Origin of the sequence: Alloalcanivorax marinus (genome assembly GCF_016906305.1) — a bacterium.
GTDB lineage: Bacteria > Pseudomonadota > Gammaproteobacteria > Pseudomonadales > Alcanivoracaceae > Alloalcanivorax > Alloalcanivorax marinus.
Window position 1 is genome coordinate 50,396 of sequence record NZ_JADDOL010000001.1, and the last position, 25,170, is coordinate 75,565.

Consider the following 25,170-nt stretch of genomic DNA (forward strand, 5'->3'; position numbering starts at 1 on the left):
GTACCATGGCCGCTTCGTTCCGCTGGGAGCCGGCCATGGCCCGCGTGCAAGCCCTGTTTATCGCCGCCGAGAAGCGCGGCCCGGTCAGTCGTCATGACGCACTCAAGGTGGAAGCCGGGCGCGGCATCGTCGGCGACCGCCGTTATCGCCGCGACACGCCGCCGGCGGAACAGATCACCCTGATCGAAAGTGAACAGGTGGCGGCCTTCAACCGGGAATTCGGCCTGGCGGTGGACGCCGGCACGCTGCGCCGCAATGTGGTCACGGAGGGCGTGGACCTGAACGCCCTGGAAGGCCACACCTTCCGCGTTGGCGACATCCTGATGCGCGGCATCGAGCTGTGCGAACCCTGCTCGGTGGTGGGTCACCTGCTGGCCGGCCCGGACCTGAGCCCGACCCGGGTGGTGCGCGGCCTCACCGGCCGGGGCGGCCTGCGCGCGGAAGTGCTCGGCTCCGGGGTGCTGCGCGAGGGCGACACCATCCGCACCCACCTTGAGGACCGCTCCGCTTGAACGAACCGGAACGCCGCGTGCGCGCCTGGCTGGAGGGGGCCGTGCTGGGCCTGAAGCTGTGCCCGTTCGCCGCCCGCCCCTACGCCGACGATCAGGTGCGCCTGGTGATCAGCGAGGCCGCCTCGCCGGAGGCGGTGCTGGAGGCCCTGCAGCGGGAACTCCAGCATCTGGACCGGACCCCGGCGGTGGAAACCACCCTGCTGGTGACGCCCCACGCCCTGGCCGACTTTCTGGACTACAACGACTTCCTGGATCCGGTGGACGCGCTGCTGGCCGAACACGGCGGTGGCGGGGTTTATCAGGTGGCCAGTTTCCACCCGCGCTATCAGTTCGCCGGCACGCTCCCCGAGGACCCGGAGAACTACAGCAACCGGGCGCCCTACCCGATCCTTCATGTGCTGCGCGAGGACAGCCTGGAGCGGGCGCTGGCCGCCTACCCGGACGCCGAGGCGATCCCGGACCGCAATATCGACACCCTCAATCGCCTGGGCGCCGACCGGCTGCGCCGCCTGTTCGCCGACTGGTCCTGAGCTCCTCGTCGGTGAGCGGCCGGTACCGCCCCGGCGCCAGGGCCGGGTCCAGGCGGATCCCGGCCACGCTCTCCCGGTGCAGGGCCACCACCCGATTGTTGAAATGGCCGAACAGCCGCTTGATGTGATGGTATCGGCCCTCGCGCAGGGTCACCCGCGCCTCCCGCGGGCCGAGGATATCCAGGGCGGCGGGCAGCGTGGTCAGGTCCTCGTAGCGGAAATACAACCCGTCCCGGAACACCGCCACATAGTCCGCCGTGATCGGGTCCTCGGTGCGCACGTGATAGACCTTTTCGCCGCTGCCCGGGTCGGTGAGCCGCCGTGACCAGCGGCCGTCATTGGTGAGCAGCAGCAGGCCGGTGGAATTGAAGTCCAGCCGCCCGGCCAGATGCAGGTCGGCCTTGCGGTCGGCGGGCTCGTCGATCAGGTCCAGCACGGTGGGGTGCCGGGGGTCACGGGTGGCGCTGACACAGCCCGCCGGCTTGTGCAGCATCAGATACCGGGGCTCGCGGCGGCACAGCGCCACGCCGTCCAGGGCCACCGCGCTGAACCCGTCCACCGGGTGGTGGCCGTCACGGACCGGGCGATCGTCCACGCTGACCCGGCCGGCGGCCAGGGCCTCGCGGGCGCCGCGCCGGCCCAGCCCGGCCCGGCGCGCCAGAAAACGATCCAGTCGCATGCACACCTCTGTTGGTCAATCGCGCATCCGCCACGGGGACACTACGGCGCGGCGTTTGGCTGGTATGATACGCCCTTTCACCGTCCTCTCCCCGGAGCCCTACGCGAAGCCCTATGTCGACGCTCAATCCCCGTCAACAGGAAGCGGTGCTGTACACCGACGGCCCCCTGCTGGTGCTGGCCGGCGCCGGGTCCGGCAAGACCAGCGTGATCACCCGCAAGATCGCCTGGCTGATTCAGGAGCGCGGCGTGCCGGCGCGGCGCATCGCGGCGGTGACCTTCACCAACAAGGCCGCCCGGGAGATGAAGGAGCGGGTGCAGACCCTGGTGCAGCGCGGCCAGACCCGCGGCCTGATCGTCTCCACCTTCCATAACCTGGGCCTGCGCATTCTCAAGCAGGAGCTGGCCGCCAGCGGGCTGCGGCGCGGCTTCTCCATTCTCGACCAGGCCGACAGCAAGGAATTGCTCAAGGAAATTCTGCGCCAGGGGGAATCCGAGGATGACCTGAACGCGGTGGACGCGGTGCAAAAGCGCATCTCGGACTGGAAGAACGAACTGATCCTGCCCCAGGAGGCGGTCAGCCACGCCGAGGACGCCGGCGCCCTGCGCGCCGCCATGGCCTACGAGGGCTACAGCCGCATGCTGCGGGCCTGCAACGCGGTGGATTTCGACGATCTGATCCTGCTGCCGGCGGTGCTGTTCCGGGAACAGCCGCGCATTCTGGAGAAATGGCGGCACCGCCTGCAGTACCTGCTGGTGGACGAATACCAGGACACCAACGGCGCCCAATACGAGCTGGTGCGCATGCTGACCCAGCCCGAGGGGCGCTTCACCGTGGTCGGCGACGACGACCAGTCGATCTATGCCTGGCGGGGCGCCCGGCCGGAGAACCTGGCCCGGCTGCAGGAGGACTGGCCGGCCCTCAAGGTGATCAAGCTGGAGCAGAACTACCGCTCCACCGGCCGCATTCTGAAGGCCGCCAACACGGTGATCGCCAACAACCCCCACGTGTTCGAGAAAAGCCTGTGGTCGGACCACGGCTACGGCGAGGCGATCCGGGTGGCGGCGCTGCGCGACGAGGACGCCGAGACCGACTGGATCGCCGGCGACATCTTCCACCGGCGCCTGCAGGGCAACCGGCGCTGGAAGGATTTCGCGGTGCTCTACCGGGGCAACTTCCAGTCGCGGATCCTGGAGATGAAACTGCAGTCCCTGCAGATTCCCTACAAGGTGTCCGGCGGCACCAGCTTTTTCGCCCGCGGCGAGATCAAGGACCTGATGTGCTACCTGCGGCTGCTGGTCAATCCGGACGATGACAACGCCTTCCTGCGCGTGATCAATACGCCGCGCCGGGAGATCGGCCCGGCCACCCTGGAAAAGCTGGCCGGCTGGGCGGCCAAGCGGGACCAGGGCCTGTACCACGTGTGCGACGACTTCGCCCTGGGCGAGGTGATGCCCGGCAAGGCGGCGGAGAAGCTGCGCGGGCTCAAGCAGTGGCTGGACGAAAAACGCCGCGCCTGCTTCGGCCACAACAGCCTGCAGGCGATCCACGAGCTGATCACCGAAATGGACTACGAGGGCTGGGTGATGCAGAACGCCTCCAGCCCGCGCATCGGCGAAAAGCGCATGGAAAACGTCTGGCAGCTGGTGCGCAACATCCAGCGCATGCTGGAAAAGCAGGAAGAGGAAGACGACGGCGCCTCCGACCTGGAAGCGGTGATCGGCAAGCTGGTGCTGATGGACATGCTCGAGCAACAGGAGGAGGAGGACGACTCCGACCGGGTGCAGCTGATGACCCTGCACGCCTCCAAGGGGCTGGAGTTCCCCCATGTCTACATGATGGGCGTGGAGGAGGAACTGCTGCCGCACCGGGCCAGCATCGAGGACGACAACATCGTCGAGGAGCGGCGGCTGATGTACGTGGGCATCACCCGCGCCCGGGAAAGCCTGTCGCTGACCCAGGCCCTGACCCGCAAGCAATACGGCGAGAAGGTGGACACCATCGCCAGCCGTTTTCTGGACGAACTGCCGCTTGACGACCTGCTGCGCATCGGCGAGGGCGTGGAGAAGGACCAGGAAAAAGAGGATCAGGTGGCGGAGAACAGCATCGCCAACCTGAAGGCGCTGCTCGGCTGAACGCCGGCGCCCGGTTCGGGCCCGGGCGAACCCGGGCCGAAAGGGTGTGCGGTGCGGTTACTTGCTGTGGTCGACGATGTATTCCACGGCGGCGTGGATTTCGTCTTCCGAGCAGTTGGAGCACATGCCCTTGGCGGGCATGGCGTTGAAGCCCTCGTAGGCGTGCTTGACCAGGGTTTCGATGCCCTTGTCGATGCGCGGTGCCCAGGCGGCGGTGTCGCCCAGCTTGGGCGCGCCGGCGGCGCCGGAGGCGTGGCAGGCGGCACAACCGGTGTTGTACACCTCTTCCCCGGAGCGGGGCTCGCCGGACCCTTCGGCGGCGGCCACCTGGCTGCCGCATTCCTCGCCTTCCACGCACACGCTGCCCACCGGCTTGAGGCGTTCGGCGGTGGCGCGGTCACTGAAGATGGAGCGTTGACCCAGGGGGTAGGAGGAACTCTCGGCGGCCGAAGCCATTCCGGCGAACAGGGTAGCCAGAAGGACCAGGCTGGCGGACAGCATTTTCTTCACGATGACACCTCTTATAGCTGTGACTTGCCCTGGGGGCGGCGGGATTATACCCGTAGAGAACACGGGGAAAAAGGCACCCGCGCCCGGGGTCACAGATGATCCACCTGAATCCGGGGCAGGGAGAGGATAAAACAGCTGCCCTCGCCCGGGGTGCTGCGGACCTCGATGTCGCCACCGTGGCGCTCGGTGACCACCTTGACGAAGCGCAGCCCCAGACCGGCGCCACGGGTGCGGGCGCCGCCGCTGGTGCTGGCGCGGCTGAAGCGTTCGAACAGCTTGTCCTGGAATTCCTCGGGGATGCCCACGCCGTGGTCGCGCACCTGGCAGACCACCTTGTCCTCCATGGCGGACAGGCTGACCTCCACGGCACCGCCTTCCTGGCTGTATTTGATGGCGTTGGTGAGCAGGTTGACCACCAGCCGCTCAAGCAGCTCGTTGTTGCCGCGCACCCACACGTCCACATCCTGGTCGTAGTCGAAGCTCAGTCCGATGTCCCGGGTCTGGGCCTGGATCTGCACCTGGTCGATGGCCGATTCCACCACATCGAGCATGTCCTGCTCGATCATCTCCACCGCTTCCTCGGATTCCACCCGGGCCAGCTGCAGGAACTGCTCGGCGATGTTCAGGTTGCGCTGGGCGTAGTGTTCCACGTTGTCCAGGAAGTCGCGCAGGCGCTCGCCGTCCTCGCCGTGGCGCATCTTGCCGATCAGCGCCAGCACCGAGACCATCGGTGAGCGCAGGTCGTGGGACAGGAAATCCAGCATCTCCGTGCGGGTGCGCATCGCCTGCTTCACGTCCGAGATGTCCTTGAGACTGATGATCAACATGCGCCCGGGCTGGTCGCCGGCATGCACCAGAATCATGTCCAGGTACAGATCCATGCCGCGCCGGTTGCGGCATTCCTTCTGCACGCGGCCATCGGCGAGCACGTTCTGCACCAGCTCCACCCAGTGGCGGTCGCCGCTGAATTCCAGCTCCCGGCCGATGTCCGCCAGCCCCAGGGTGTCCTGGCCAACCCCTTCCAGGCTCAGCAGGTAGGCGGCCTGGGGGTTGATGAACACCACCCCGCCGCAGGCGTCGCAGATCAGCACGCCCTCGCTCATCTGCGCCAGGCCCACCTGGAAGAAGCGGGTCAGCGCCTGTTGGCGCTGTTCCTCGTTGCGCAGTTTCTCCACGTGCTTTTCGATCACTTCGTAGCGCGGGCCGGTGTTGCGGCCCCGGGCCTCGGTGCGCGACAGCATGGCGCGGATCCAGTAATCGTAGGTGTCCGCGTCCAGCCCCTGACGCCAGGCCACCCACAGTTCGTAGCGCAGGCCGTCATGACGGAACGGGTAACGGCGGGCCAGCTGGCCGCGCCAGTCCACCGGCGCCAGCTGTTCACCGCCGGTGACCGGCGAGCCGCCCTGGGTCTGCAACCGCCAGGCGCGCACCGGCAGCACCTGATCCAGCATGCGTAGCATGCGCGACATGGGCGCCGGCTCGGTGAGGCGCCGGTTGAGGTCGCTGTACTCCGCCAGCCGCGCCAGGGCGTTGCGCATATAAGCCATGGAATATTCCAGGCGCCGCCAGGTCCACAGCGGGTAGGCGACGATGGCGGACAGCAACGCCGCCGCCGGCGGGAACCACAGATTGAACAGCGCCAGCAGCCCGTAACAGACCGCCAGGGTCAGGCCCAGGAAGCCGAGCACCACCGGAATGCTCCAGCGCGGCAGCACCAGGGGCAGGCACAGGGGAGCCAGCAGCGCCAGCACCACCCCCAGCAGCAGGGTCCAGACCTGGCCCATGGCCTCGATCAGCTCGCCCCGGCGCAGGGCATCGAAGATGTTGGCGTTGATCTCCACCCCGGCCATCAGCTCGCCCTGGCCGGCCAGCGGGGTCGGCAGCACGTCGCCGAGGCCGGCGGCGGTGGCGCCGATCAGCACGAACTGGTCCTTGACCAGCTGATCGGGCACCCGGCCTTCCAGCAGGTCCACCGCGGACACCTGCGGGTAGGTGCCGGCCGGGCCGGCGAAGGGAATGTAGCGCTGGTACTTGCGCACATTGGCGAGCCCGGAAAAGCCCTCGTCCTCGCCGGCGGGGTAGCGATCCGGCGACAACAGCCCCTCGCCTTCCAGCAGGGCCTGCGTAATGTGCGGCCACCAGGGCTGGCCGATGCCCGAGCGCATGTACACCGAGCGGGCCACGCCGTCGCCGTCCAGCTCCAGGTCCACATGGCCCAGGCCCTTGGCTGCCCGGGCGAAGAAGGAATGGGGCAGCACCTCGATCAGCTGGCCACCGGAGCGCAGCTGCTCCACGTGCACCGGCAGATAGACGTTGCCGGCGTCCTGGATGGCCTGGACCAGGGCCTGGTCGGACTCCGGCCGGGCCCGGTCCGGCTCGGACAGGATCAGGTCCATCAGAATGGCCCGGGCGCCCTGCTTCTCCAGCTGGCGGATGATCTGCGCATGGACGCGACGGTCCCAGGGCCAGCGACCGATCTCACGCAGGCTGTATTCATCGATACCGACGATCAGCACGTCGCCGGACGGCTCCATGGGGAGCCACTGCATCATACTGTCGTAGACGTAGCGATTGAAAAAGGAGAGGGAGCCGCTGATCGAGAGCAGTACGCAGAGGCCCGCCACCACCAGCAGCACGGACAAATGTTCGACAAAGTAGCGTTTCTGCTCGGAACCCGAGTTCGCCATGGTGCCCCTAGAAATTTATTACTGCGCAGCCGTGAACCGTTTGTTATTCGCCCTCGCGCGGCGCGGGGCGCCCCCTGGCCGGGGAGGCATCGACAATAAACGGGCGGCCCGACCAGACAGGCACCTCGGACTGGCCGGGCGGGCAGGCCCGCCCCGGGTCGGCGACGACTGTTCTACTCGTCGACCGGCTCCAGGCGGTAGCCGTGCTGATACACCGTTTTGATCCGATAGCCCCGCTCGGGCCGGATTTGCAGACTACGACGAATGCGGCTGATATGCACGTCCACCGTGCGGGATTCGATCGGGGTCATGATGCCCCAGACCTTTTCCAGCAGATGGGCCCGGGACATCAGTTTGCCCACGTTCTGGAACAGATAGCAGGCCAGCTCGTAATCCTTGTCGGTGAGCTTGACGGGTTCCTCGTCGAGAAAGATCTGGCGCCGACCGCGATCGATCGTCCAGGGTCCCACGGTCATCATTCCTTGATCGTCCATGTCGGCCACACCCGCCCGGCGCCCCAGCGCGGTGAGGCGAGCCAGCAGTTCCGCTTGTTTCACAGGCTTAACCATATAGTCGTCGGCCCCCTGGCTCAGCGCACCGACGATGGAGGATTCATCGTCACGCTGGGTCGCGAACAGCACCGGCGTCTTGTTGCCGCTGGCGCGTACTTCGCCCAGTACGGCATAGCCGCTCATGTCGGGAACTTCCCAATCGAGCACCAGCAAATCGAAGGTATCCCTGCGCAGCAGGCTCATGAACTCCCGCCCACTGGAGAGATGCGTGCAGGTATGCCCGGCCTCGCGGAGCCAGTGCGTAACCAGCTCGGCCTGGGCGTGATCGTCTTCTAGGTAAGCAATACGCACCGTGTGTTCTCCATCCTTTGCCGCATGAGGGTAACCAAAGCGTGAGGGCCTGACGGGAAAAGATTGTAAAATGCCGGATCCCGTCGGGTCCATGGACTCCCCCGACACAACCCGGTATTATGCGCGTCCCGCATCGGGGCACCCCGTTCGGAATCACAAGTTTTGCGCCCGTAGCTCAGCTGGATAGAGCGTTGCCCTCCGGAGGCAAAGGTCAGAGGTTCGAATCCTCTCGGGCGTGCCAAATAAAAAGGGCCACCCCATCTGGGGTGGCCCTTTTTATTTGGCACGCCCGACGGATCGACCTCTCAGGTTCGACCAACTCGCTTCACCTCCCACCAAACCGTCACCATTTTTTGCCACAATAGCGTCATCGTTCATCGCCCCCGGGAAACCCGCATGTTCCGCCGCACCAAAATCGTCGCCACCCTTGGCCCCGCCTCCTCCGACGCCGACACCCTGGCCGCCCTGATCGACGCCGGCGTCAACGTCTTCCGACTGAATTTCTCCCACGGCAGCGCCGACGACCACCGCGCGGTGGCCGCCCGGGTCCGCCAGCAGGCCGACGCCCGGGGCCGCACGGTGGCCCTGCTGGGCGACCTGCAGGGCCCGAAGATCCGCGTGGCCCGCTTCCGGGACGGCCCGGTGATGCTGCGTGGCGGGGCGCCCTTCGCCATCGACACCGCCCTGGACAAGGACGCCGGCGACGCCACCGTGGTGGGCACCGACTACGCCGGCCTGGCGGACGACTGCCGCGAAGGCGACACCCTTCTGCTCAACGACGGGCTGATCCAGCTTGAGGTCACCGCCGTGGAGGGCAGCCGGGTGCATTGCCGGGTCAAGGTGGGCGGCGAGCTGTCCAACAATAAAGGCATCAACCGCCTGGGCGGCGGCCTCAACGCCGAGGCCCTGACCGAAAAGGACCGCCGGGACGTGCGGCTGGCCGCCGAGCTGGACCTGGATTTCCTGGCCCTGTCCTTTCCCCGTCACGCGGACGACATTCACCAGACCCGGGCGCTGTACCGGGAGGCCGGTGGCCAGGGCGCCATGGTGGCGAAGATCGAGCGGGCCGAGGCGGTGGCCGACCCGGCCACGCTGGATGCCCTGATCGAGGCGTCCGACGGCGCCATGGTGGCCCGCGGCGATCTGGCGGTGGAAATCGGTGACGCGGAACTGGTGGGGGTGCAGAAACACATCATCCGCCGCGCCCGGGACCTGGACCGCTTCGTGATCACCGCCACCCAGATGATGGAGTCCATGATCCACAGCCCCCAGCCCACCCGCGCCGAGGTGTCGGACGTGGCCAATGCGGTGCTGGACGGCACCGACGCGGTGATGCTCTCGGCGGAGACCGCCGTGGGGGACTACCCGGTGGCCACCGTGGAAGCCATGGACCGCATCATTCGGGGTGCCGAACGCACCTACCAGAACCGCCCGCCGGCGCACCGCCAGGAACAGGCCATGGAGCGCACCGACGAGGCCATCGCCCGGGCCGCCATGCACGTGGCCAACCATCTCGAAGGGGTACGCGCCATCGTCGCCATGACCGAGACCGGCACCACGCCCTTGTTGATGTCACGGGTGCGCTCCGGCCTGCCGATCTTCGCCTTCACCCCCAACCCCCGCACCCTGCGCCGGGTGGCCCTGTACCGGGGCGTGGAGCCGCTGCGTTTCGACACCACCCTGCCCGCCGACCAGGCCAACCGGGCGGCGGTGGCCCACCTGAGCGAAGCCGGCGTGGTCGGCCCCGAGGACCGGGTGATCCTGACCAAGGGCGACGCGGTGCGCGAAGGCGGCGGCACCAATACGCTGAAAATCGTTACCGCCGGGCAGGTCTGATTGTTCCCGACGGACACATCTTGCAACATTTTTCCAGTGGTGAGCCCCCCGGCGCCGGGGGCGCCCCACGGCAACCTGAATGTGTGAACATTTGTTTTCGCTCCGAAAAAGATCACTTTCTTTTTTTCGGTATTCGATTCCAAAAAATCACGCCCAGCGCTTCTATTGCGGATTCAGGGGGCCTCAAAGGGGCAGAAACAAAAATAGCTTTTCGTGTATACCGCGAAAAGATCGTGGCCCCGGCGAATTAATCAACACCTGTTCACATTAGGCGAAAAAGCCGCCCATGGGCCTGGAGAAACGCTCACATACCCTCCGGTATTTTGGTTCTTTGCAGTATTGCTTCGCCGACAAAAGGGGCTCTAAGATAGCTCGTGACGACCGGGTGAAGCCTGTATTTTCGCGGCCTTCGCCGAAAGTCTAGTGGACTTGTTCAACGCGAACGTGTCCGCTCGGGAGACGATGCCCTGGGAAGGGCATACGAGAGGGGTTCATCGTTCATCGCCCGAAACGGGTCTGTCACCCCGGGGGTGGTGGCCGGTTCCAGGGATGACCGGATTACGGCCCTCGCAATACCAAAACTTCGAAGAACAGGACAAAAACAATGGCACTTAAGTGGACCAAGAACGCTCCGGGAGCGCTGAACAGCAGTGCTGATCAACCCCAGATTTCCAAACTGACCAAAGCCATCGGCGTGGCCACCGTGTTCGGTGCCATGACCGCTCTGTCTCCGGCTGCCCAGGCTCTGAAAACCGATTTCGGCATGGAATACCGCGCCACCGCCTTCGCCAACCAGATCGATGAAGACGGCCAGGCCAACGGCGGCACCTCGGACAGCGACACCGGCTTCGGCCACCTGATCCGCATCAAGGGCAACTTCCTGGACGAGGACACCGGCATCTCCGTGTTCACCAGCGTGGAAGTGGCCGGCGACCGCTGGGTCGGCGACAACAACGGCGGCGCCGTGAACCCCTCTTTCAACAGCACCAGCCGTGGCGACAACGTGCGTCTGGACCTGGGCTATGTGCAGATCCCGGTGGGCCACACCGTGTTCCGCGTGGGCCGTCAGGCCACCAGCTACAACAACTGTTTCCTGGTGTGTGACGACCGCCGTGACCGGATCCTGGTGGTTCAGCCGTTCAGCAAGACCACCAGCGTGGTCGCGAGTTACGACCGTCGCTCCGACGCCACCGGCTACCGCAACCAGGACAACGGCGACATGAGCCTGCTCGGTCTGACCACCAAGATCAGCGACTGGAGCGCCGGCATCCTCTGGGTTCAGTGGTACAACAACTACGAAGGCGCGCGTAACCCGCTCGTCAACCCGGACGCCTACCCGCTGTCCAATGTGAGCCTGTTCTCCGGTTACCTGGACGGCAGCCTGACCGAAGCGCTGGACATGGCCGTGGGCTTCAACCTGTTCACCAACGGCAACGTGGAAACCGGTGCCCCGAACGACGACCGCTTCTTCCAGGAAGACGCACCGTCCGCCTACCTGCGCCTCGGCACCAACCTGGGCATGGTTGACCTGGGCGTTCAGTACGCCGCCACCCGTGACGGCGGTCTGATCTCCCCCGGCTTCGACACCTGGTCCAGCCTGATCAACTCCAACCCGGAAGCCACCCAGAGCGCCAGCAGCCTGTACCGCATGGGCGGCACCCTGGGCCTGAAGGACTTCGACGAGGACCTGCTGATGGCCCGCGCCAAGTTCAACCTGACGCCGAAGTTCTCCATCACCGGCGCCGTGGGCCAGCTGTCCATCGACAACGGCACCAATGACGACGACAGCATGGTCTACGACCTGCAGTTCGCCTACCAGGCCAACAAAGCACTGCGCACCTGGCTGTCCGTGGGCATGATCGAAGAGAACGAAGTCGGCACGCTGTCCGGGAACGACCTGGTCGGTGGCGGCCTCGGCACCTTCGCCAACGACGACGTGAAAGCCGCCAGCCTGAACATGACCGTGAACTTCTAAGTTCACCAGGCTGTCACTTTCCGACGCGGATAACGGGGCGACCAAGGTCGCCCCGTTTTCTTTTGGCGATCCGTTTTTGCGAAGCGTCGTACGGTACTGGACAAGGTCTCCCTTCCTTGCCCACACTCTTTTGTCCGCGCTACCGGTTCTTCTGATACGGAAACCCTTTCATGATCAAGTTCAATTCCCGCATTCTTTTGCTTTCCGGCGTCCTCGCCGCTTCCGGTCTGAGCGGCTGCGCGCTCACCGACGCGGAAGCGGAACAGGCCATGCAGGTCGTCGACAGTCCCACCGCCCTGAACACGCCGCAGCCTGAATGGGACACGCCGTTCTGGGAGCGAGGCAACCGCGCCGCCCCGGCCGACGACGAGCGGCAGGCCCCCAGCTTTACCCGCCGTGACGCCCCCCTGGCGAACGTGGCCATTGTCCTCGACGACGGGGTCGACGACACCCTGCCCGAGGCGCTGGTGGGCCGGGCCTCGGACCACGGCATGCTGGTGTTGCCCAAGGGCCTGGTCCAGGACGCCCTCACCCATACCCCCGGTTGCGACGACCTGGCCGGCGAAGCCTGCCGCTCGGCGCTGGCGGTCTACCCCGGCGCGCGCCTGGTGGTGAAAATCGACGACGCCGGTGGCGATCAGGTGGCGGTACGCGTTTGGGACACCGCCCTCAACAAGGAGCTGCAAGAGCGCGTCGGCAACAACGATCAGGGCGCCGCCCGTCTGCTCGACAGCCTGGGCAGCCAGGTGGCGGCGGCCGAATGGTCGGTGCGTCCGTTCGTGGGCGAAGGCAATGCGCTGTACATCGCCGCCGGTCGGGTCAACGGGCTGGCGGAAGGCACCGAACTGGAAGTGCGGGAACCCGGCCGCGCGGTGCGCACCCCCACCGGTCAGGTGGTGGCCTGGCGGGCCGGCGAGGTGATCGGCAAGGCGCGGGTCGCCGAGTGGGTGGGCGCCACCCTGTCACGGGTGGAGCCGGTCAGTGGCACCGCGCCGACCCCCAACCACCGCCTGTCCCTGGCGCCCTGAACGGTCAATGCCCCGGCGTGGGCAACTGCTCCAGCCGGGCCAGCCAGCGCTGGCCCCGGTTGGAGGCCAGACCGTCCGCCCAGCGGGTGGTTTCCGGCAGCCGGTAACGGGTGGTGCAGTGCATCACCCGTTCCAGGGCCCCATCCAGATCCATCCGATGCCCCGGTGACACGAACAGCGGCTTGAAGCCCGGCCGCGTGCGCAGCACCGCGCCGAGCACTTCACCCTCACCGCTTTTGCCGGCGGCGCTTCCCCTGCCCGCCATCAGCGGCGTCCATTCCCCGCGCCCTTCCGGCACCGGTCCGTGGCGGCCGTACAGTTTCTTCTTGGCCACCCCCACCGTGGGCAGGCCGGTGAGCACGCCCAGATGGGCGGCGATGCCGAGCCGGCGCGGATGAGCCACGCCGTGGCCGTCGCAAAGCAGCAGGTCCGGCGGCGTTCGCAATTGTTCCAGGGCCTTGAGGATCACCGGGCATTCGCGGAACGAAAGCAGGCCCGGCACGTAGGGGAAGCGTACCGGCAGGCGGGCCAGGGCATAGTCCAGCGGCTCCAGGTCCGCGTAGCGCAGCACCACGATGGCGGCGCGGGCGGTGTCGCGATTCTCGAAGCCCACGTCCACCCCGGCCACGGTCACCGGCGCCGGACCGTCCGGTTGCAGCCGCACCTGTCGCGCGGTCTCCACTTGCAGGGCCTTGGCACGGGCCGGCGTCATCGCCGCCCAGTCACGTTCCAGCTGCTCCGAGCTGAGGGTCATCGGCACACTCCTTTTGCCTTTGTCGGTTGCGGGGCACGGGCACCAGCCTAACACGGCGCCGCCGCCACCGTCGGTGACGGCCGTGGGCGGGCGTCAGGCCGGGTCCGGGTCGGCCCCGGCCGGCGCCGGGGCGGCGGACCGGACGGTGCCGGTCCACAGCGGATGGGGCGCGGCACGGCGCTGGCGGCGCACGCGCAGCCGCTCCACCAGCAGCAGGCCGGCGGCCACCGCCCACAGCGAGCCATTGACCAGCAGGATGTCCGTCTCCCGCCAGGTGGCGAAGCCTTCCCAGGCGCCCTGCACCAGCGGCGCCGCCATATAGAGCACCGCGCACAGGGTCGGCCACAGCCGGGCGGTGGCCAGCGGCGGCGCGCGGAAGGCAGCGGCCAGGGCAATCAGCAGGGTGATGAGAAAGGCGATTTTTTCCGCCGGCGCGGTCCAGGCGGACCAGGGCGAATGGAGCATCGGTTTGCTGACCAGGAAGCTCACCGCCAGGCCGGCGACCACGCCGAAGGTGACCCCCAGGGTCAGCCGCAGCATCACGGCGGCGGCGCGGCTCGGGCCCTGGCGATCAGTGCGCCGCTCGCACCAGAGAATGTTCCCGGAGAAGAACAGCAGGCAGCCCAGCAACGCCAGCACGAAATACAGCACCCGCACCAGCAGGCCGCCGTAATCGCCGAAGTGCAGCGAGTAGACCGGCGTCAGGAAGGCGTCATTGAGGGTGCGGTTGCCCGGCCCGGTGGTGGTCAGCAGCGCCGCGTCGTCGCCGCGCATCACCACGTGCGCATAGTGGCCCACGTTGCCGTGCACCGAACCGCCCACGTCCACCACCGCGTTTTCGTCGCCGTACTGCTGCAGCTCGATCCAGCCCACCTCCAGCTCCGGCAGGGTCTGCTCGGCCCGCGCCAGGTAACGGTCCACGCCGGCCATGGCCACCGCGTTGCCGCTGGCCTGCGGCGCCGGCCAGGCTTCCGTGGCGTCGGTAAAGGCACTCTGAAATTGCGGCCCGAACACCAGCCCGCTCATCACCAGCGTGAGCAGCGCCAGGCAACACATGGCGGCGCCGGTCCAGGCAAAAATCACGTGGAAGGGGTAGCTGAGCACCCCCACCAGATTGTGCAGGTTCTTCCAGTAGCGGCGCAGGTTGCCCTGGTGCTTGAGGGCGAAGAATTCCTTCCGCAGCCGCGACCAGTGGATCACCAGGCCGCCGATCAGGGCGGCGCCGTAGAGCACCGAGACGATGCCCATCAGATGGATACCGACCTTGGGCAGCGCCAGCTCGTAATGCAGCTCGTTGACGAACTCGGACAGCCCGGAGCCCGCCACCGCCACGTTCTCACCGGCGTCGTTGAAGTCGGCGGCGTGTTCGGTGTGCCAGACCGGCTTGCCGTCCACCTGTTCCTGCCAGATGGCCGACGGATCGTCGCCGGGGATCAGGAACATCCAGTTGCCGGCCTCGGGGTGGTTGGCCAGCACCGTATCCAGCAGGGCCTGCATGTTGGCGTCCGGCGCCCCGGCTTCGTGGGCCGGCTCCTGCCAGTGGTGGAGCTCATGGTGGAACATGTTCAGGGCGCCGGCGAAGAACGCCACGAACAGCGCCAGCCCGGCGAGGATGCCCACCCAGGCGTGCAGATCAATGTGTCGCTTCAGGGTCGCGGCGCGCATCAGGCTCCCCCGTACAGTGGGGTGGTTTGCAGCAGCAGCCAGGCCAGGCCGTTGGCCGCCAGCAGGCCGGCGCCGAGCCGCCAGGGCCGCCGTGCCAGGCCCGCCAGCACGATCACCGCCGCCCAGATCACCAGCGACAGCAGCATCAACGGCACCAGCCACTGGCGCCAGTCCACCGGCACCGCCGCGGCCAGCAGGCCGCACAGCATCATCGCCAGGGGCAGCCCCAGCACGGTGCCCAGCAGCCCTCTCACGACCGGCCTCCGGCACCCTGGCGACGCCCGGGCCGGTAGCCGTCGACCCAGTGACCGACGATCAGTGTCGGCACCAGGGCACCCAGGGCGAACACCCACATCGCGGTAAACAGCCCGACCCCGGTGCCCAGCAGCCAGGCCCAGCCGGCGGCGGCGCCGGCCACCAGGACCCAGCCGGCCAGGCGGGCGGCCGGCGGCAGCGCACGACGCAGCAGCCGTTGCTGACGATCAGAGAGGTACAACAGGAAGCAGCCGGCAAGCTGCACCGCGAACAACAGAAAAGGCATGATGGCGCGCACATAACGAGATTGACAACGATTCGCATTTATACGCGCCCGGCCGGGCCCGGTCAATGCGGGGCGCCGTGCTCAGACGTCGTCGCGCAGGGTGGCCAGTTGGGCCTGGGCGGCGGCCACGCCCTCCGCCGCCAGCCGGTCCGGATCCAGATGCTCCCGGTCCGGGACCCAGACATCGGCGAACAGGGCGGCGTCGGCCACCGCCATTTCGGCGCTGAGCAGAGGCAATTGATGCAGGTGACCGCGCAGACCGCCGGCCCGGGAGACCGCCTCCAGCCAGCCGGCGGGCCGCCGGTGCAGACGTACCCCGGGCAGCGAGCAACCGTCCACCGACTCCGCCACCGCGCAATGCAGCAGGGCGTCGCGCTGCCGGCTGACGCCCTGGCGCCACAGCGCCGAGCCGCCCACCACCACCACCGACGGGAAAGTACGCGCCAGCGCCAGGCACAGTTGCGCTTCGTCCGGGGGCTCGGCGCCATTAAGACGGATGAACACCGGCCGGGGCGGGGCCACCTGGCGCACCTGGCCGCTCTCCAGCCAGCGGCCGGCCAGTTCCATGGCGGCCTGTTCGTCACCGTTCAATTGCTGCTTGAGGTCCGCCAGGGTAAAGACGGGGGGAAGCGGGGCGTGCCCGGGGGGAGCGTTCATGGATCCAGAACCCCGGTGCGTGGTTCGCCGAGTCCCAGCCAGCCGCGTACCCGCACCACCCGGCTCAGCACCCAGCAGATCACCGCCACGCGGCCGGCATCGGCGGCCAGCAGGCGGCGCTCCTGCTGAAGACGATCCACGCAGCCCTGCAGGCGCTGGCGGGTGGCCAGCAGGTCGTCGGCCAGCGGTCCGCGCGCCAGACCCAGGGTCAGCAGGCGGCCCTGGTAATCCTCCAACTGCGCGGCCAGGGCGCGGTCCACCACACTGAACGCACTGAGCCGCCGCACGCCGGCACCCCGTGGCCGGCGGCGCCCGGGGCGGGCGTGCCGTTCACCGCCGAACCAGATGCCCAGGCGCCGCAGAGCGCGCCACCACAGCGGGCGCCGGGCGGCGCCGCGCAGGTAATGGCTCCAGGCGCGCAGCCGGGCGATGTCGTGGCGCAGCTCGCGGATGCGCTGGTGCCGGGCACGGCCCGGCGAGCCGGCGCCAGCGCGGTATACGGTCAGGTACTCGGTGAGCGCCACGATGCGATTGTCCACCGCCTCCAGGGCCAGCCGCGACGGCACTTCCGGGCCTGTCCACTTCGCCTGCGAACCCATCGAACGACTCCTTCATTCATTGCCTCGGCGGGTCGGGCGGGTGCCGCCGGCTCGGACCTTCTACTCTAGCCAGCCACCGGGCCGGGCCCAAAGAGGCAATGCGTCAAATTTGAGTGAACGGATGTAGTGGAATGTATCAGCCGTCCGGGCCGGGGAAAGCCTGGTCTCGGGCCGCGCAACAAAAAGGCCGCCGGGCGTGTCACCCCCGGCGGCCTTTTCCAATCGTCCCTGATTCGCTCGTCGTTCCATGACGAGAGTCCTTCAACCGGTCCTGCCGACGTCATTCCTTAACGAGGAATCGCGTTCGGCGAACCGCCTTCCCTGGCGGTCGGATAGAGCGTCAACCGTTACTGGTTGTTGTCACCGTCCACGGCTTCGCCCATTTCCTTACCGGCGTCCTTGGTGTCTTCCCAGGCGTCATCCACGTTTTCGCCCGCTTCTTCCATGGGTCCCTGGCCGGTGACTTCGTCGACGGCTTCATCCGCCTTCTCACCGGCTTTTTCCATCGGTCCTTGCTGATCACAGCCTGCCAGGCCAAGCATGGCGCCAAACAGAAGTACCACAAGTCCTTTGCTGAACGTACGCATAGTCACTCCTCGACGTGTCGTGAACGTTGGAGTGAAATCTATCGTCGTCGGCGCCGCCTGACCAGAGTGGGGCCTTTTGATTTTCCTCTATTTTACGAACCCCATCGGTGCACGGCGGCGACCTTTGCCGCCGGATTTCCCCATCGGTTAGTGGATAGGTGTTCGCGCCCGGACTTGCTATGATCGGGTGAAAAAACAAGGAGCGGCCGTGAAAACAATCAGCCGGACATCGGGGGGCCTGGCCCGTTTGCTCACTCTGCTGGGCGGGGAAATCACCGATACCGTGCAGGAAATGCACGGCGCCATCGCCCATCCGCTTGATCGGGGCCGGCTGCCCGCCGCCCTGGTCTACGACGTGATCCGCTATGGCTTCCGCCAGGCCGGCAACGCCGTCCATCTGGCCCAGCAGGCCCTGCGCGACGAGCCGGCACCGGCGGAGCATGCGGATTTGCAGAGCATCGTCAACGGCGTGTTCGGCCAGCTGCTGGCCGCCCGCGACAGCCACTACGCGCTGCCCATGACCCTGCTGCCCGGACCGCCGTCCCTGGAACGGGGCACCCTGGTGCTGATGGTGCACGGCCTGTGCCTCAACGAGACCTGCTGGGACAACCCGGCCGCCGAGGCTTTCCGCCGCTGGGCGGGGCCGGCGCTGGACGCCCACACCCGCACGCTGCGCTACAATACCGGCCTGCACATTTCCGAGAACGGCCGCGACCTGGCCGACCTGCTGGCCGCCACCGCCCTCCCCGAGCGGGTGGTGCTGGTGGGCCACAGCATGGGCGGCCTGGTGGCCCGCAGCGCCCTGCACCAGGGCCGTGCCCGCGGTGACGCCTGGGTGGACCGGGTCAGCCATCTGGCCTGTCTGGGGTCGCCCCACCAGGGCGCCATGCTGGAGCGCCTGGGCAACCAGGCCAACCGGCTGCTGGGGCTGACGCCCTACTCCCGGCCGCTGATGCGGCTGGGCAACCTGCGCTCCGACGGCATTCGCGACCTGCGCTTCGGCTATGTGATCGAGGACCAGTGGCGGGACCGGCCCCTGGACGAAGCGCGCCCCAGCCTCAAGGTGCCGCTGGACGACCGGGTGCGACAACTGTTCCTGGCCGGCAGTCTCAGCGACGAGGGCAGCGGCGCCCCGGTGGGCGACTGGCTGGTGCGGGTGGACAGCGCCCTGGCCGAACGGCTTTATCCGGACGCCGCCAACCTGAGCCGGCGACTGCTGTACCGGCTCGGCCACATGGCCATGCTGGAGGACTCGCGGACCTACGACTGCCTCAAGGAGTGGCTGCTCGCCCGATGACTGTTTGCTGTTTGTGCGGCCACGCCGGCGTGACCCTGTTCGCCACCGTGGAGGGGCGGCGCTATCTGCGCTGCCCGCAATGCCGGCTGACCTTTCTCAGCCGCCCGCAATTGCCCGCCCTGGACGAGGAAAAGCGCCAGTACGACCTGCACGAGAATGACCCGGACGACCCGGGCTACCGGCGTTTTCTGGACCAGTTGGCCGCCCCGCTGAAGGCCAGGCTGGCGAGCGGCGCGCGGGGGCTGGATTTCGGTTGCGGCCCGGGCCCGGCGCTGGCCCGCATGATGGAGGAAGACGGCTTTCCCATGCGTCTGTGGGACCCGATCTACGCCGCCGACGAGGACGTCCTGGCGGGGCGCTACGATTTCGTCACCTGCACGGAGGTGCTGGAGCATCTGCACCAGCCGGAGCGCGAGTGGGCGCGCTTTCAGTCACTGGTGGCCCCCGGAGGCTGGCTGGCGGTGATGACCCGGTTTCTGACCGACGACGGGCACTTTCCCCGCTGGCACTATCGCCGCGACCCCACCCATGTGTGCTTCTGGCAGCCGCACACCTTCCATTGGCTGGCCCGGCGCGACGGCTGGCAGGTGGTGTTACTGGATAATCCGGTGGCGCTGCTGCGACGGCTTTAAGGTTTGACCCCTCGTCCGTGTCGGCCACCCGCTCACGCCGCCACCAGCAGCGCGACCGCCACCGCCAGCAGTGCCAGGGGAATCACGATCAATAAGCCGCGCAGCATGCGGCCTAACCAATAGGCGCAGTCCATCGTCAACAAGGGTCCGTTGTCAGTTCAGCGTCCCCTCACTGTAGACCGGTCTTCACGCGTTCTTCATGAGCCGAACGGCGTAAAAAACGGCCTATTTTGTCAACCGGATCACGCGTCTTCGACGAGGGTCACGTCCCGCAACCAGAACTGCATGGTTTTTTCGGTCTGCTGCTCGTCGCCCAGGTCACGCCACGGAAAGCGGGTGGTCAGGGCCGGCTCCGGGTGGTAGCCGCGTTTTTTCCAGAACGGTTCCAGCGAGCGGTAGTCCCGTGGCCGTTGCGGGTGGTCGTCGTCGCGTACCACCGCGCAGAAGGCGGTGTAGTCGAAGCCGAAATCCCGGGCGTACAGCTCGCGCAGATCGAAGAAGCGGTGGCCGACGCCCTCGCCCCGGTAGGCCGGCAACAGCACCGACTCGCCGAAGTAGAACACCCGCCCGGCGTCCGGGCCGTGCTCGGCGAACGGCACCTGGAACTCCGGGTCGGCGTCGAGCAGCGGCAAGGCGGTGGCGGCACCGATCAGGCGGTTGTACTCCAGCGCCAGCACGAACAGGCTCTGCTCGGAGCGGGCATAGCGATCCAGGTAATCGCGCTCGTAGGCGGGGGAGCCGTCGTACAGATAGGGATAATCGCGGAACACCTGGATGCGCAGGTCCGCCAGTTCATCCAGCCAGGGCTCCACCGCGATGCCACTGACCGGTCGAATTTCCACTGCCGACATGATGCTCTCCCGGAACCCGCCGCTGATAATGGCCCGATGCTAGCCGGATCGCCGGGCGCGGTCACCCTTCCCGGTCAACCTTTCGCCAGCCGGCGGGCTTTGGCGAACCGGCGCGCATTAACGAACCAGCTCGCATCAACGAACCAACAGGGCCAGCCCGGCCACCAGCAGCACCGAAAACAACACCTGACGAAAGCGGTGTTCGTCCACCCGATGGTGCAGCGCCTCGCCGAGCACGATGCCCACCAGCACCACCGGCACCAGCGCCAGCAGGTGTGGCCATTGCGCCCGCAGTGCTCCGTTCAGCAAAAAGCCGACGGTCAGCAGCAGGTTGAGGCTGAACCAGACCAGCACCAGGGTGGCGCGAAAGCGGCTCTTGTCCAGCTGCACGCCCCCCAGGGCGTACACCAGCAGCGGGCCGCCGGAGGCGAACAAACCGTGCGTGAGGCCCGCCATCAGCATCCAGAAGCGGCTCCACAGCGCGCCGTGGGCGGCCGCCGGCCGGGCCCGCCGCAGCCGCCACAGCTCCCGGACGCTGAAGGCCACCACCAGAGCGCCGAACAGCCATTGCGCGCCCGGCCCCAGGGCGGGCCGCAGCACGAACCCGGCCAGGGTGCCCAGCGCCATCATCGGCAGAATGCCGGTGAGCAGCAGGCGCCAGTGCACCAGCCGCCGGTAACGCAGGGTCAGGTAGCCGCTGAGCACCAGATTGAGCGGCACCAGCACCGGCATCAGCACCTCCAGCGGCAGCACCAGGGCGCTCAGGGACAGGGCGATGACGATGGAGCCGAAACCGGTCATCGCCTCGGTGGTGTAGGCCAGCAACACGAACAGGGCCACCAGGGCCCAGGGCGAGCTCAGAACATCCAGCATTCAGTGGTCCAGTTCCCCGGCGAAATGACGACGCATCAGGCGATGATACAGGTCCGGCGCCAGCCGCCACAGCAGGCTGGCGAACAGGGTGAAACGGTCCGGAAACAGGCGCCGGCGGCCGGCGGCCAGGGCATCAAGCACACGCTCCGCCATCCAGTCGGCGTCGCGCACGCGGCCCACCGAGGAGCGCGCGTGGGCGGCGGGCCGGCCGTCGAAACCGAGCGCGTTGCGCTCGATGGGGGTGGCCAGAAAGCTCGGATAGACCATCAGCACGCCCACGCCCTCGTCGGCCAGCTCGCCGCGCAGCACCTCGAAAAACTGCGCCAGCGCCGCCTTGGCGCTGCAGTAACCGGCACGGCCCAGCACCGGCATCCAGCCCGCCATGGAGCCGATGTTGATGACGGTGCCACGGCGGGCGCGCAGCGCCGGCAGCAGGGCCAGGGTCAGCGCCACCGGGGCGTCCCAGTCCACCGCCATGACCCGGCGGAACACCGCCAGCTCGGTGCGCGCCACGGAGGAACGGTGGGTGATGCCGGCGTTATTGATCAACGCGTCCAGTGGCTCGTCGCGCAGGGCCGCCACCAGCTCGTTACGGGCGGTGTCGTCGGTGAGATCCAGGGCGAAGTGGCGCACCCGCCGGGTATCGACCCCGGCCAGGCGCGCCGCCTTGTCCGCCAGCGCCTCGCCGTCCCGGTCCACCAGAATCAGCCGCCAGCCGCGCGCCCAGGCGGCCCGGGCCAGGGCCCAGCCCAGCCCCGACGCCGCCCCGGTGATCAGCATCGTCTTCATAATTGCCCCCTCGCCCGCGCCTGTTCGATGAAAAAGCGAAAGGTTTCCTCGGAGGTTTTTCCGGGCCGATAGCCGAACTCCGCCTTGAGGCGCCGGTTGTCGAGCACCGGCCGGTAACGCAGAAAGTTCACTTTCTCCGGCGCGTGCTCGGTGAGCCCCAGGCGCTTGCCCAGCGCCAGGGCGGCGATCAACAGGCCCGCCGGCACCACCCGCACCCGCTTGCCCAGCAGTTCCGCCACCCGCCGGATCGGCAGCGCGCCGTCGCCGGCCAGGTTGTAGATGCCCCGGGCGCCGGTCTCGATGCCGTGCACGATGGCGCCCACCACATCCTGGTCCCAGATGAACACGAACGGCGAATCGGAACCGGCGATGGCCAGCACCCGACGGCCCTCGAACAGGGCGGTGATCTGATTGCGGGTGGTGGCACCCAGCACCGTGCCGGGCCGCAGGATCAGCTGCCCGAGCCCGGACGCCTCTTGGCGGTAGCGGGCCAGCAGCTCCTCCACCTGACGCTTGTGGTCGGAATAGGCGAATTCCGGGTTGCCGCGCAGCGGCGCGTCCTCGTCGAGCCAGGCCGGGTTATCCGCGTGATAACCGTAGGCGGCGCCGGAACTGGTAACGATCAGCTGGCGCACGCCGCCGGCCACGCAGGCTTCAAGCACATTGCGGGTGCCGTTCACGTCGATATCGTGATCGCGGGCCCGGTCCCCGGAATCTTCCAGCACGGCGGCCAGATGCACCACCACCTCGGTGCCGTGGTCGGCCACCCAGCGGGCCAGGGCCGGGTCGCGGATATCGCCCTGCCGGCACGCGAACGGCAGGCCGTCCGGTACCCGCACGTCCAGGCCGAGCACCTGGTGGTCGGTGGCCAGCCGCTCGGCCAGCTGCCGACCGATGTAGCCGGCGGCGCCGGTGATCAGAATGCGGCTCATGGCGCGCCCTCCCCCGGCGCCGGCCGCGCCGCGCCGCGTGCCCAGAGCAGCGACAGCAGCAGGCCGCTGACCAGATGCCAGACGCCCCAGAAACCGGCGATCAGAATCATGCCGGCGGCCTGCGGAAAGAAGGTAAACAGAATCGACAGCCCCAGGCCGGAGTTCTGGATGCCCACCTCCAGGGTCACCGCCCGCCGGTCGGCCCGGCTGAGCCCCACTGCCAGGCCGGCCAGGGCCCCCAGGCCCAGCGCCAGGGCGTTCTGCCCGATCACCAGGGCGACGATGCGATCCGCGTTGGCCAGGAACACGTCCATGTTGTTGCCGAAGGCGATGCCCACGAAGGCCAGCAGCACCAGCAGGGTGAACACCCGCATGGGCTTCTGGGCGGCGTCGGCGAAGCGGGGAAAATGCCGCCCCACCACCATGCCCAACAGCAGCGGCACCGCCAGCACCGCCACCACCAGCAACAGGATGTTGGTGCTGTCCAGGGCGATGTCGGTGACCAGACCACGGGTGTTCGGATTGAGCCACCCGTAGAAGGCGAAATTGAACGGGGTGAGCACCGTGGCGGCCAGGCTGGACACCGCCGTCATGCTCACCGACACCGCCACGTTGGCGCGGGCCAGCCAGGTCATGATGTTGGAGAAGGTGCCCCCGGGGCAGGAGGCCACCAGGATCATGCCCAGCGCCAGTTGCGGATCCACGTCCAGCCACCAGGTGGTGGCGCAGGTCAGCGCCGGCAGCAGCAGAAACTGGGCCAGCAGGCCCGCCGCCGGGGCCGCCGGTTTCACCAGCACCCGTTTGAAATCCTCGACGCGCAACGACAGGGACACGCCGAACATCATGCAGGCCAGGATCGCGTTGAGCGCGATCAGGCTGCCGGTATTGAAATCGATGGTGGTCTGCATGCCGCCTCCTTACCCTTGCCCGGCCAGGTCGCGTCGGCGCGCGGCCAGTTCCGCCCGATAGCTGTCCTTGTGCACGTAGTAGGCCATGCGCGCCAGTTTCAGATAGCGGTAGCCGCCGTCCGGGTTCACCCCGGCCCGTTCCCGTTTGAGACGGCGCAGGGTGTCGGCGGCCGGGTGACCCTCGCGCACCCGGCGCAGGTACAGCGCCGCCAGCGCCGCCTGCTCGTTACGCCCTTCCCAGCCCAGGCCGGCGGCTTCGATCATGCCCATCATCAACAGATCATCGCGCTCCGGATGGAACATGTTCAGGTACAGCGCCGGGGCGTCGCCGCGCCAGTTCAGGTGGGCCGGGTCGATGAAGGGATAATCCAGGCGGTAACCGGTGGCCAGCAGGATCAGGTCGTAATCGGCCTGCTCGCCATCGGTGAAGGTGACGGTGTGGCCCTCGACGGCGGCAATGTCCGGGCGCGGGCGAATATCCCCGTGGCCGAGATGATGCAGCACCAGGGAATTGACCACCGGATGGGATTCGTACATGCGGTAATCCGGGTCCGGCAGGCCGTAGTCACTGGGGCGGCCCACGATCAGGCGAATCAGTCGCGCGTCCAGCCACTGCTTGAGACGGCGCGGCAGTTTCAGCTTGCCGCCCAGGGTGTCGGCGGGCCGGCCACCGATGAACTTGGGCAAAAAGTAATAGCCCCGGCGCACGGACAGATCCACCCGGGCGGCCTGGTGCACCGCGTCCACCGCCATGTCGCAGGCGGAGTTGCCGCAGCCGACGATCAGCACCCGCTGGTCGCGGAACTGCTCGGCCCGGCGGTACTGGCTGGCGTGCAGCACCTGGCCGGCGAATCGGCCGGGCAATGCGGGCAGATTGGGAGTGTGCAGGGTACCGCTGGCGATCAGCACCGCGTCGAAGTGCCGGGTATCGCTGACACCGTTGTTTTCGGCGGTAAGGTGCCAGCCACCGCCCGGCGCCGGCTCCAGCGCCGTGACCCGGGTGCCGAAGCGGTAGTGCCGGCGCAGGTCGAAGCGCTCGGCGTAGTCGCGGAAGTAGCGCTTCAGTTCCGAGTGGTGGGGGTAGCTGGCCACCGCCTCGTCCATCGGGAATTCGCGAAATTCGGTCATTCGCTTGGAAGAAATCAGGTGGGCGCTCTGGTAGACGGTGCTGTGCGGGTTGTCGATGTCCCACAGGCCGCCCACGTCGTCGTGCAGCTCATAGCCGACGAAGGGCAGGCCCTGTTTGTCCAGATTGCGGGCGGTGGCCAGACCCATGGGGCCGGCGCCGATCACTGCGTACATGTCCGGGTTCCTTTCTTGTTATGCTCCT

Annotated in this window: 25 protein-coding genes and 1 tRNA gene; 9 read left to right on the top strand and 17 right to left on the bottom strand. The window is 67.7% G+C overall.

Annotated elements, in window-relative coordinates:
- Positions 1 to 35: 35 nt before the first annotated feature.
- Together IM760_RS00265 and IM760_RS00270 are read left to right on the top strand one after the other, a co-directional pair.
- Positions 36 to 512 carry an MOSC domain-containing protein gene (locus IM760_RS00265; protein WP_204426554.1) on the top strand — a complete coding sequence of 159 codons (477 nt, stop codon included), beginning with the start codon at positions 36 to 38 and terminating at the stop codon, positions 510 to 512.
- Complete coding sequence (locus IM760_RS00270; RefSeq protein WP_204426555.1) at positions 509 to 1,042, top strand: DUF1415 domain-containing protein; 534 nt, start codon at positions 509 to 511, stop codon at positions 1,040 to 1,042. Before IM760_RS00265 ends, IM760_RS00270 begins: the two co-directional genes overlap by 4 nt.
- Here IM760_RS00270 and IM760_RS00275 read toward each other — a convergent pair.
- Entirely contained in the window at positions 990 to 1,721 is a 732-nt protein-coding gene (locus IM760_RS00275) for a pseudouridine synthase (RefSeq protein ID WP_204426556.1), read from the bottom strand. The genes IM760_RS00270 and IM760_RS00275 overlap by 53 nt on opposite strands.
- A gap of 113 nt (positions 1,722 to 1,834) precedes the next feature.
- On the opposite strand from IM760_RS00275, the gene rep reads away from it, so the two are divergent.
- On the top strand, positions 1,835 to 3,856 hold the full coding sequence (gene rep / locus IM760_RS00280) for a DNA helicase Rep (protein ID WP_204426557.1): 2,022 nt from the start codon (positions 1,835 to 1,837) through the stop codon (positions 3,854 to 3,856).
- A 57-nt stretch (positions 3,857 to 3,913) separates the two neighbouring features.
- Here the strand turns inward: rep and IM760_RS00285 are convergent, their stop codons facing one another.
- From IM760_RS00285 to IM760_RS00295, 3 genes are all read right to left on the bottom strand, one after another.
- Complete coding sequence (locus tag IM760_RS00285) at positions 3,914 to 4,357, bottom strand: c-type cytochrome (protein WP_204426789.1); 444 nt, start codon at positions 4,355 to 4,357, stop codon at positions 3,914 to 3,916.
- A gap of 98 nt (positions 4,358 to 4,455) precedes the next feature.
- Positions 4,456 to 7,053, bottom strand: a complete 2,598-nt coding sequence (locus IM760_RS00290) for a CHASE2 domain-containing protein (protein ID WP_204426558.1) — start codon at positions 7,051 to 7,053, stop codon at positions 4,456 to 4,458.
- A 173-nt stretch (positions 7,054 to 7,226) separates the two neighbouring features.
- Complete coding sequence (locus IM760_RS00295) at positions 7,227 to 7,916, bottom strand: response regulator transcription factor (protein WP_138773419.1); 690 nt, start codon at positions 7,914 to 7,916, stop codon at positions 7,227 to 7,229.
- A gap of 164 nt (positions 7,917 to 8,080) precedes the next feature.
- Here IM760_RS00295 and IM760_RS00300 point away from each other — a divergent pair.
- The 4 genes from IM760_RS00300 (at position 8,081) to IM760_RS00315 (ending at position 12,755) form a co-directional block, all read left to right on the top strand.
- Positions 8,081 to 8,157 (top strand) — tRNA-Arg (locus IM760_RS00300).
- A gap of 155 nt (positions 8,158 to 8,312) precedes the next feature.
- A complete protein-coding gene (gene pyk / locus IM760_RS00305; protein WP_204426559.1) occupies positions 8,313 to 9,752 on the top strand; it encodes a pyruvate kinase in 1,440 nt (479 codons plus the stop codon).
- A 604-nt stretch (positions 9,753 to 10,356) separates the two neighbouring features.
- Positions 10,357 to 11,727, top strand: a complete 1,371-nt coding sequence (locus tag IM760_RS00310; protein ID WP_204426560.1) for a hypothetical protein — start codon at positions 10,357 to 10,359, stop codon at positions 11,725 to 11,727.
- Positions 11,728 to 11,897: 170 nt separating this feature from the next.
- Entirely contained in the window at positions 11,898 to 12,755 is an 858-nt protein-coding gene (locus IM760_RS00315; protein WP_204426561.1) for a hypothetical protein, read from the top strand.
- A gap of 4 nt (positions 12,756 to 12,759) precedes the next feature.
- Here the strand turns inward: IM760_RS00315 and nfi are convergent, their stop codons facing one another.
- From nfi to IM760_RS00350, 7 genes are all read right to left on the bottom strand, one after another.
- Positions 12,760 to 13,509, bottom strand: a complete 750-nt coding sequence (gene nfi, locus IM760_RS00320; RefSeq protein ID WP_204426562.1) for a deoxyribonuclease V — start codon at positions 13,507 to 13,509, stop codon at positions 12,760 to 12,762.
- Positions 13,510 to 13,602: 93 nt separating this feature from the next.
- Positions 13,603 to 15,174, bottom strand: a complete 1,572-nt coding sequence (locus IM760_RS00325) for a PepSY-associated TM helix domain-containing protein (protein WP_204426563.1) — start codon at positions 15,172 to 15,174, stop codon at positions 13,603 to 13,605.
- Entirely contained in the window at positions 15,174 to 15,428 is a 255-nt protein-coding gene (locus IM760_RS00330; RefSeq protein WP_204426564.1) for a hypothetical protein, read from the bottom strand. Before IM760_RS00330 ends, IM760_RS00325 begins: the two co-directional genes overlap by 1 nt.
- Positions 15,425 to 15,715 carry a hypothetical protein gene (locus tag IM760_RS00335; RefSeq protein ID WP_204426565.1) on the bottom strand — a complete coding sequence of 97 codons (291 nt, stop codon included), beginning with the start codon at positions 15,713 to 15,715 and terminating at the stop codon, positions 15,425 to 15,427. Before IM760_RS00335 ends, IM760_RS00330 begins: the two co-directional genes overlap by 4 nt.
- 81 nt (positions 15,716 to 15,796) lie before the next feature.
- Positions 15,797 to 16,372, bottom strand: coding sequence for a hypothetical protein (locus IM760_RS00340; protein WP_204426566.1), 576 nt, complete (start codon positions 16,370 to 16,372; stop codon positions 15,797 to 15,799).
- Complete coding sequence (locus tag IM760_RS00345; RefSeq protein WP_204426567.1) at positions 16,369 to 16,971, bottom strand: hypothetical protein; 603 nt, start codon at positions 16,969 to 16,971, stop codon at positions 16,369 to 16,371. The genes IM760_RS00340 and IM760_RS00345 overlap by 4 nt, the downstream gene beginning before the upstream one ends.
- A 347-nt stretch (positions 16,972 to 17,318) precedes the next feature.
- Entirely contained in the window at positions 17,319 to 17,558 is a 240-nt protein-coding gene (locus IM760_RS00350; protein ID WP_204426568.1) for a hypothetical protein, read from the bottom strand.
- A gap of 208 nt (positions 17,559 to 17,766) precedes the next feature.
- Here IM760_RS00350 and IM760_RS00355 point away from each other — a divergent pair, with 208 nt between their 5' ends.
- Both IM760_RS00355 and IM760_RS00360 read left to right on the top strand, forming a co-directional pair.
- Positions 17,767 to 18,855, top strand: coding sequence for a lipase family alpha/beta hydrolase (locus tag IM760_RS00355; protein WP_338021353.1), 1,089 nt, complete (start codon positions 17,767 to 17,769; stop codon positions 18,853 to 18,855).
- Entirely contained in the window at positions 18,852 to 19,487 is a 636-nt protein-coding gene (locus IM760_RS00360; RefSeq protein ID WP_239549524.1) for a class I SAM-dependent methyltransferase, read from the top strand. The genes IM760_RS00355 and IM760_RS00360 overlap by 4 nt, the downstream gene beginning before the upstream one ends.
- 242 nt (positions 19,488 to 19,729) lie before the next feature.
- On the opposite strand, the gene IM760_RS00365 is transcribed toward IM760_RS00360, so the two are convergent.
- From IM760_RS00365 to IM760_RS00390, 6 genes are all read right to left on the bottom strand, one after another.
- A complete protein-coding gene (locus IM760_RS00365) occupies positions 19,730 to 20,338 on the bottom strand; it encodes a GNAT family N-acetyltransferase (protein ID WP_204426569.1) in 609 nt (202 codons plus the stop codon).
- Between the two features lie 135 nt (positions 20,339 to 20,473).
- Complete coding sequence (locus IM760_RS00370; RefSeq protein ID WP_204426570.1) at positions 20,474 to 21,211, bottom strand: sulfite exporter TauE/SafE family protein; 738 nt, start codon at positions 21,209 to 21,211, stop codon at positions 20,474 to 20,476.
- Positions 21,212 to 22,000, bottom strand: coding sequence for an SDR family NAD(P)-dependent oxidoreductase (locus IM760_RS00375; RefSeq protein ID WP_204426571.1), 789 nt, complete (start codon positions 21,998 to 22,000; stop codon positions 21,212 to 21,214).
- Positions 21,997 to 22,932, bottom strand: a complete 936-nt coding sequence (locus IM760_RS00380; RefSeq protein ID WP_204426572.1) for an SDR family oxidoreductase — start codon at positions 22,930 to 22,932, stop codon at positions 21,997 to 21,999. The genes IM760_RS00375 and IM760_RS00380 overlap by 4 nt, the downstream gene beginning before the upstream one ends.
- Entirely contained in the window at positions 22,929 to 23,840 is a 912-nt protein-coding gene (locus tag IM760_RS00385) for a bile acid:sodium symporter family protein (RefSeq protein WP_204426573.1), read from the bottom strand. The genes IM760_RS00380 and IM760_RS00385 overlap by 4 nt, the downstream gene beginning before the upstream one ends.
- A 9-nt stretch (positions 23,841 to 23,849) precedes the next feature.
- Positions 23,850 to 25,142 carry a flavin-containing monooxygenase gene (locus IM760_RS00390; RefSeq protein ID WP_204426574.1) on the bottom strand — a complete coding sequence of 431 codons (1,293 nt, stop codon included), beginning with the start codon at positions 25,140 to 25,142 and terminating at the stop codon, positions 23,850 to 23,852.
- Positions 25,143 to 25,170: the final 28 nt, after the last annotated feature.

What these genes read in the sequence shown, in the direction of transcription:
- IM760_RS00265 (WP_204426554.1), top strand. Translation starts at nt 36, where the DNA reads ATGGCCCGCGTGCAAGCCCTGTTTATCGCCGCCGAGAAGCGCGGCCCG.
- IM760_RS00275 (WP_204426556.1), bottom strand. Translation starts at nt 1,721, where the DNA reads ATGCGACTGGATCGTTTTCTGGCGCGCCGGGCCGGGCTGGGCCGGCGC.
- rep (WP_204426557.1), top strand. Translation starts at nt 1,835, where the DNA reads ATGTCGACGCTCAATCCCCGTCAACAGGAAGCGGTGCTGTACACCGAC.
- IM760_RS00285 (WP_204426789.1), bottom strand. Translation starts at nt 4,357, where the DNA reads ATGCTGTCCGCCAGCCTGGTCCTTCTGGCTACCCTGTTCGCCGGAATG.
- IM760_RS00290 (WP_204426558.1), bottom strand. Translation starts at nt 7,053, where the DNA reads ATGGCGAACTCGGGTTCCGAGCAGAAACGCTACTTTGTCGAACATTTG.
- pyk (WP_204426559.1), top strand. Translation starts at nt 8,313, where the DNA reads ATGTTCCGCCGCACCAAAATCGTCGCCACCCTTGGCCCCGCCTCCTCC.
- IM760_RS00310 (WP_204426560.1), top strand. Translation starts at nt 10,357, where the DNA reads ATGGCACTTAAGTGGACCAAGAACGCTCCGGGAGCGCTGAACAGCAGT.
- IM760_RS00315 (WP_204426561.1), top strand. Translation starts at nt 11,898, where the DNA reads ATGATCAAGTTCAATTCCCGCATTCTTTTGCTTTCCGGCGTCCTCGCC.
- nfi (WP_204426562.1), bottom strand. Translation starts at nt 13,509, where the DNA reads ATGACCCTCAGCTCGGAGCAGCTGGAACGTGACTGGGCGGCGATGACG.
- IM760_RS00325 (WP_204426563.1), bottom strand. Translation starts at nt 15,174, where the DNA reads ATGCGCGCCGCGACCCTGAAGCGACACATTGATCTGCACGCCTGGGTG.
- IM760_RS00335 (WP_204426565.1), bottom strand. Translation starts at nt 15,715, where the DNA reads ATGCCTTTTCTGTTGTTCGCGGTGCAGCTTGCCGGCTGCTTCCTGTTG.
- IM760_RS00340 (WP_204426566.1), bottom strand. Translation starts at nt 16,372, where the DNA reads ATGAACGCTCCCCCCGGGCACGCCCCGCTTCCCCCCGTCTTTACCCTG.
- IM760_RS00345 (WP_204426567.1), bottom strand. Translation starts at nt 16,971, where the DNA reads ATGGGTTCGCAGGCGAAGTGGACAGGCCCGGAAGTGCCGTCGCGGCTG.
- IM760_RS00350 (WP_204426568.1), bottom strand. Translation starts at nt 17,558, where the DNA reads ATGCGTACGTTCAGCAAAGGACTTGTGGTACTTCTGTTTGGCGCCATG.
- IM760_RS00360 (WP_239549524.1), top strand. Translation starts at nt 18,852, where the DNA reads ATGACTGTTTGCTGTTTGTGCGGCCACGCCGGCGTGACCCTGTTCGCC.
- IM760_RS00365 (WP_204426569.1), bottom strand. Translation starts at nt 20,338, where the DNA reads ATGTCGGCAGTGGAAATTCGACCGGTCAGTGGCATCGCGGTGGAGCCC.
- IM760_RS00370 (WP_204426570.1), bottom strand. Translation starts at nt 21,211, where the DNA reads ATGCTGGATGTTCTGAGCTCGCCCTGGGCCCTGGTGGCCCTGTTCGTG.
- IM760_RS00375 (WP_204426571.1), bottom strand. Translation starts at nt 22,000, where the DNA reads ATGAAGACGATGCTGATCACCGGGGCGGCGTCGGGGCTGGGCTGGGCC.
- IM760_RS00380 (WP_204426572.1), bottom strand. Translation starts at nt 22,932, where the DNA reads ATGAGCCGCATTCTGATCACCGGCGCCGCCGGCTACATCGGTCGGCAG.
- IM760_RS00385 (WP_204426573.1), bottom strand. Translation starts at nt 23,840, where the DNA reads ATGCAGACCACCATCGATTTCAATACCGGCAGCCTGATCGCGCTCAAC.
- IM760_RS00390 (WP_204426574.1), bottom strand. Translation starts at nt 25,142, where the DNA reads ATGTACGCAGTGATCGGCGCCGGCCCCATGGGTCTGGCCACCGCCCGC.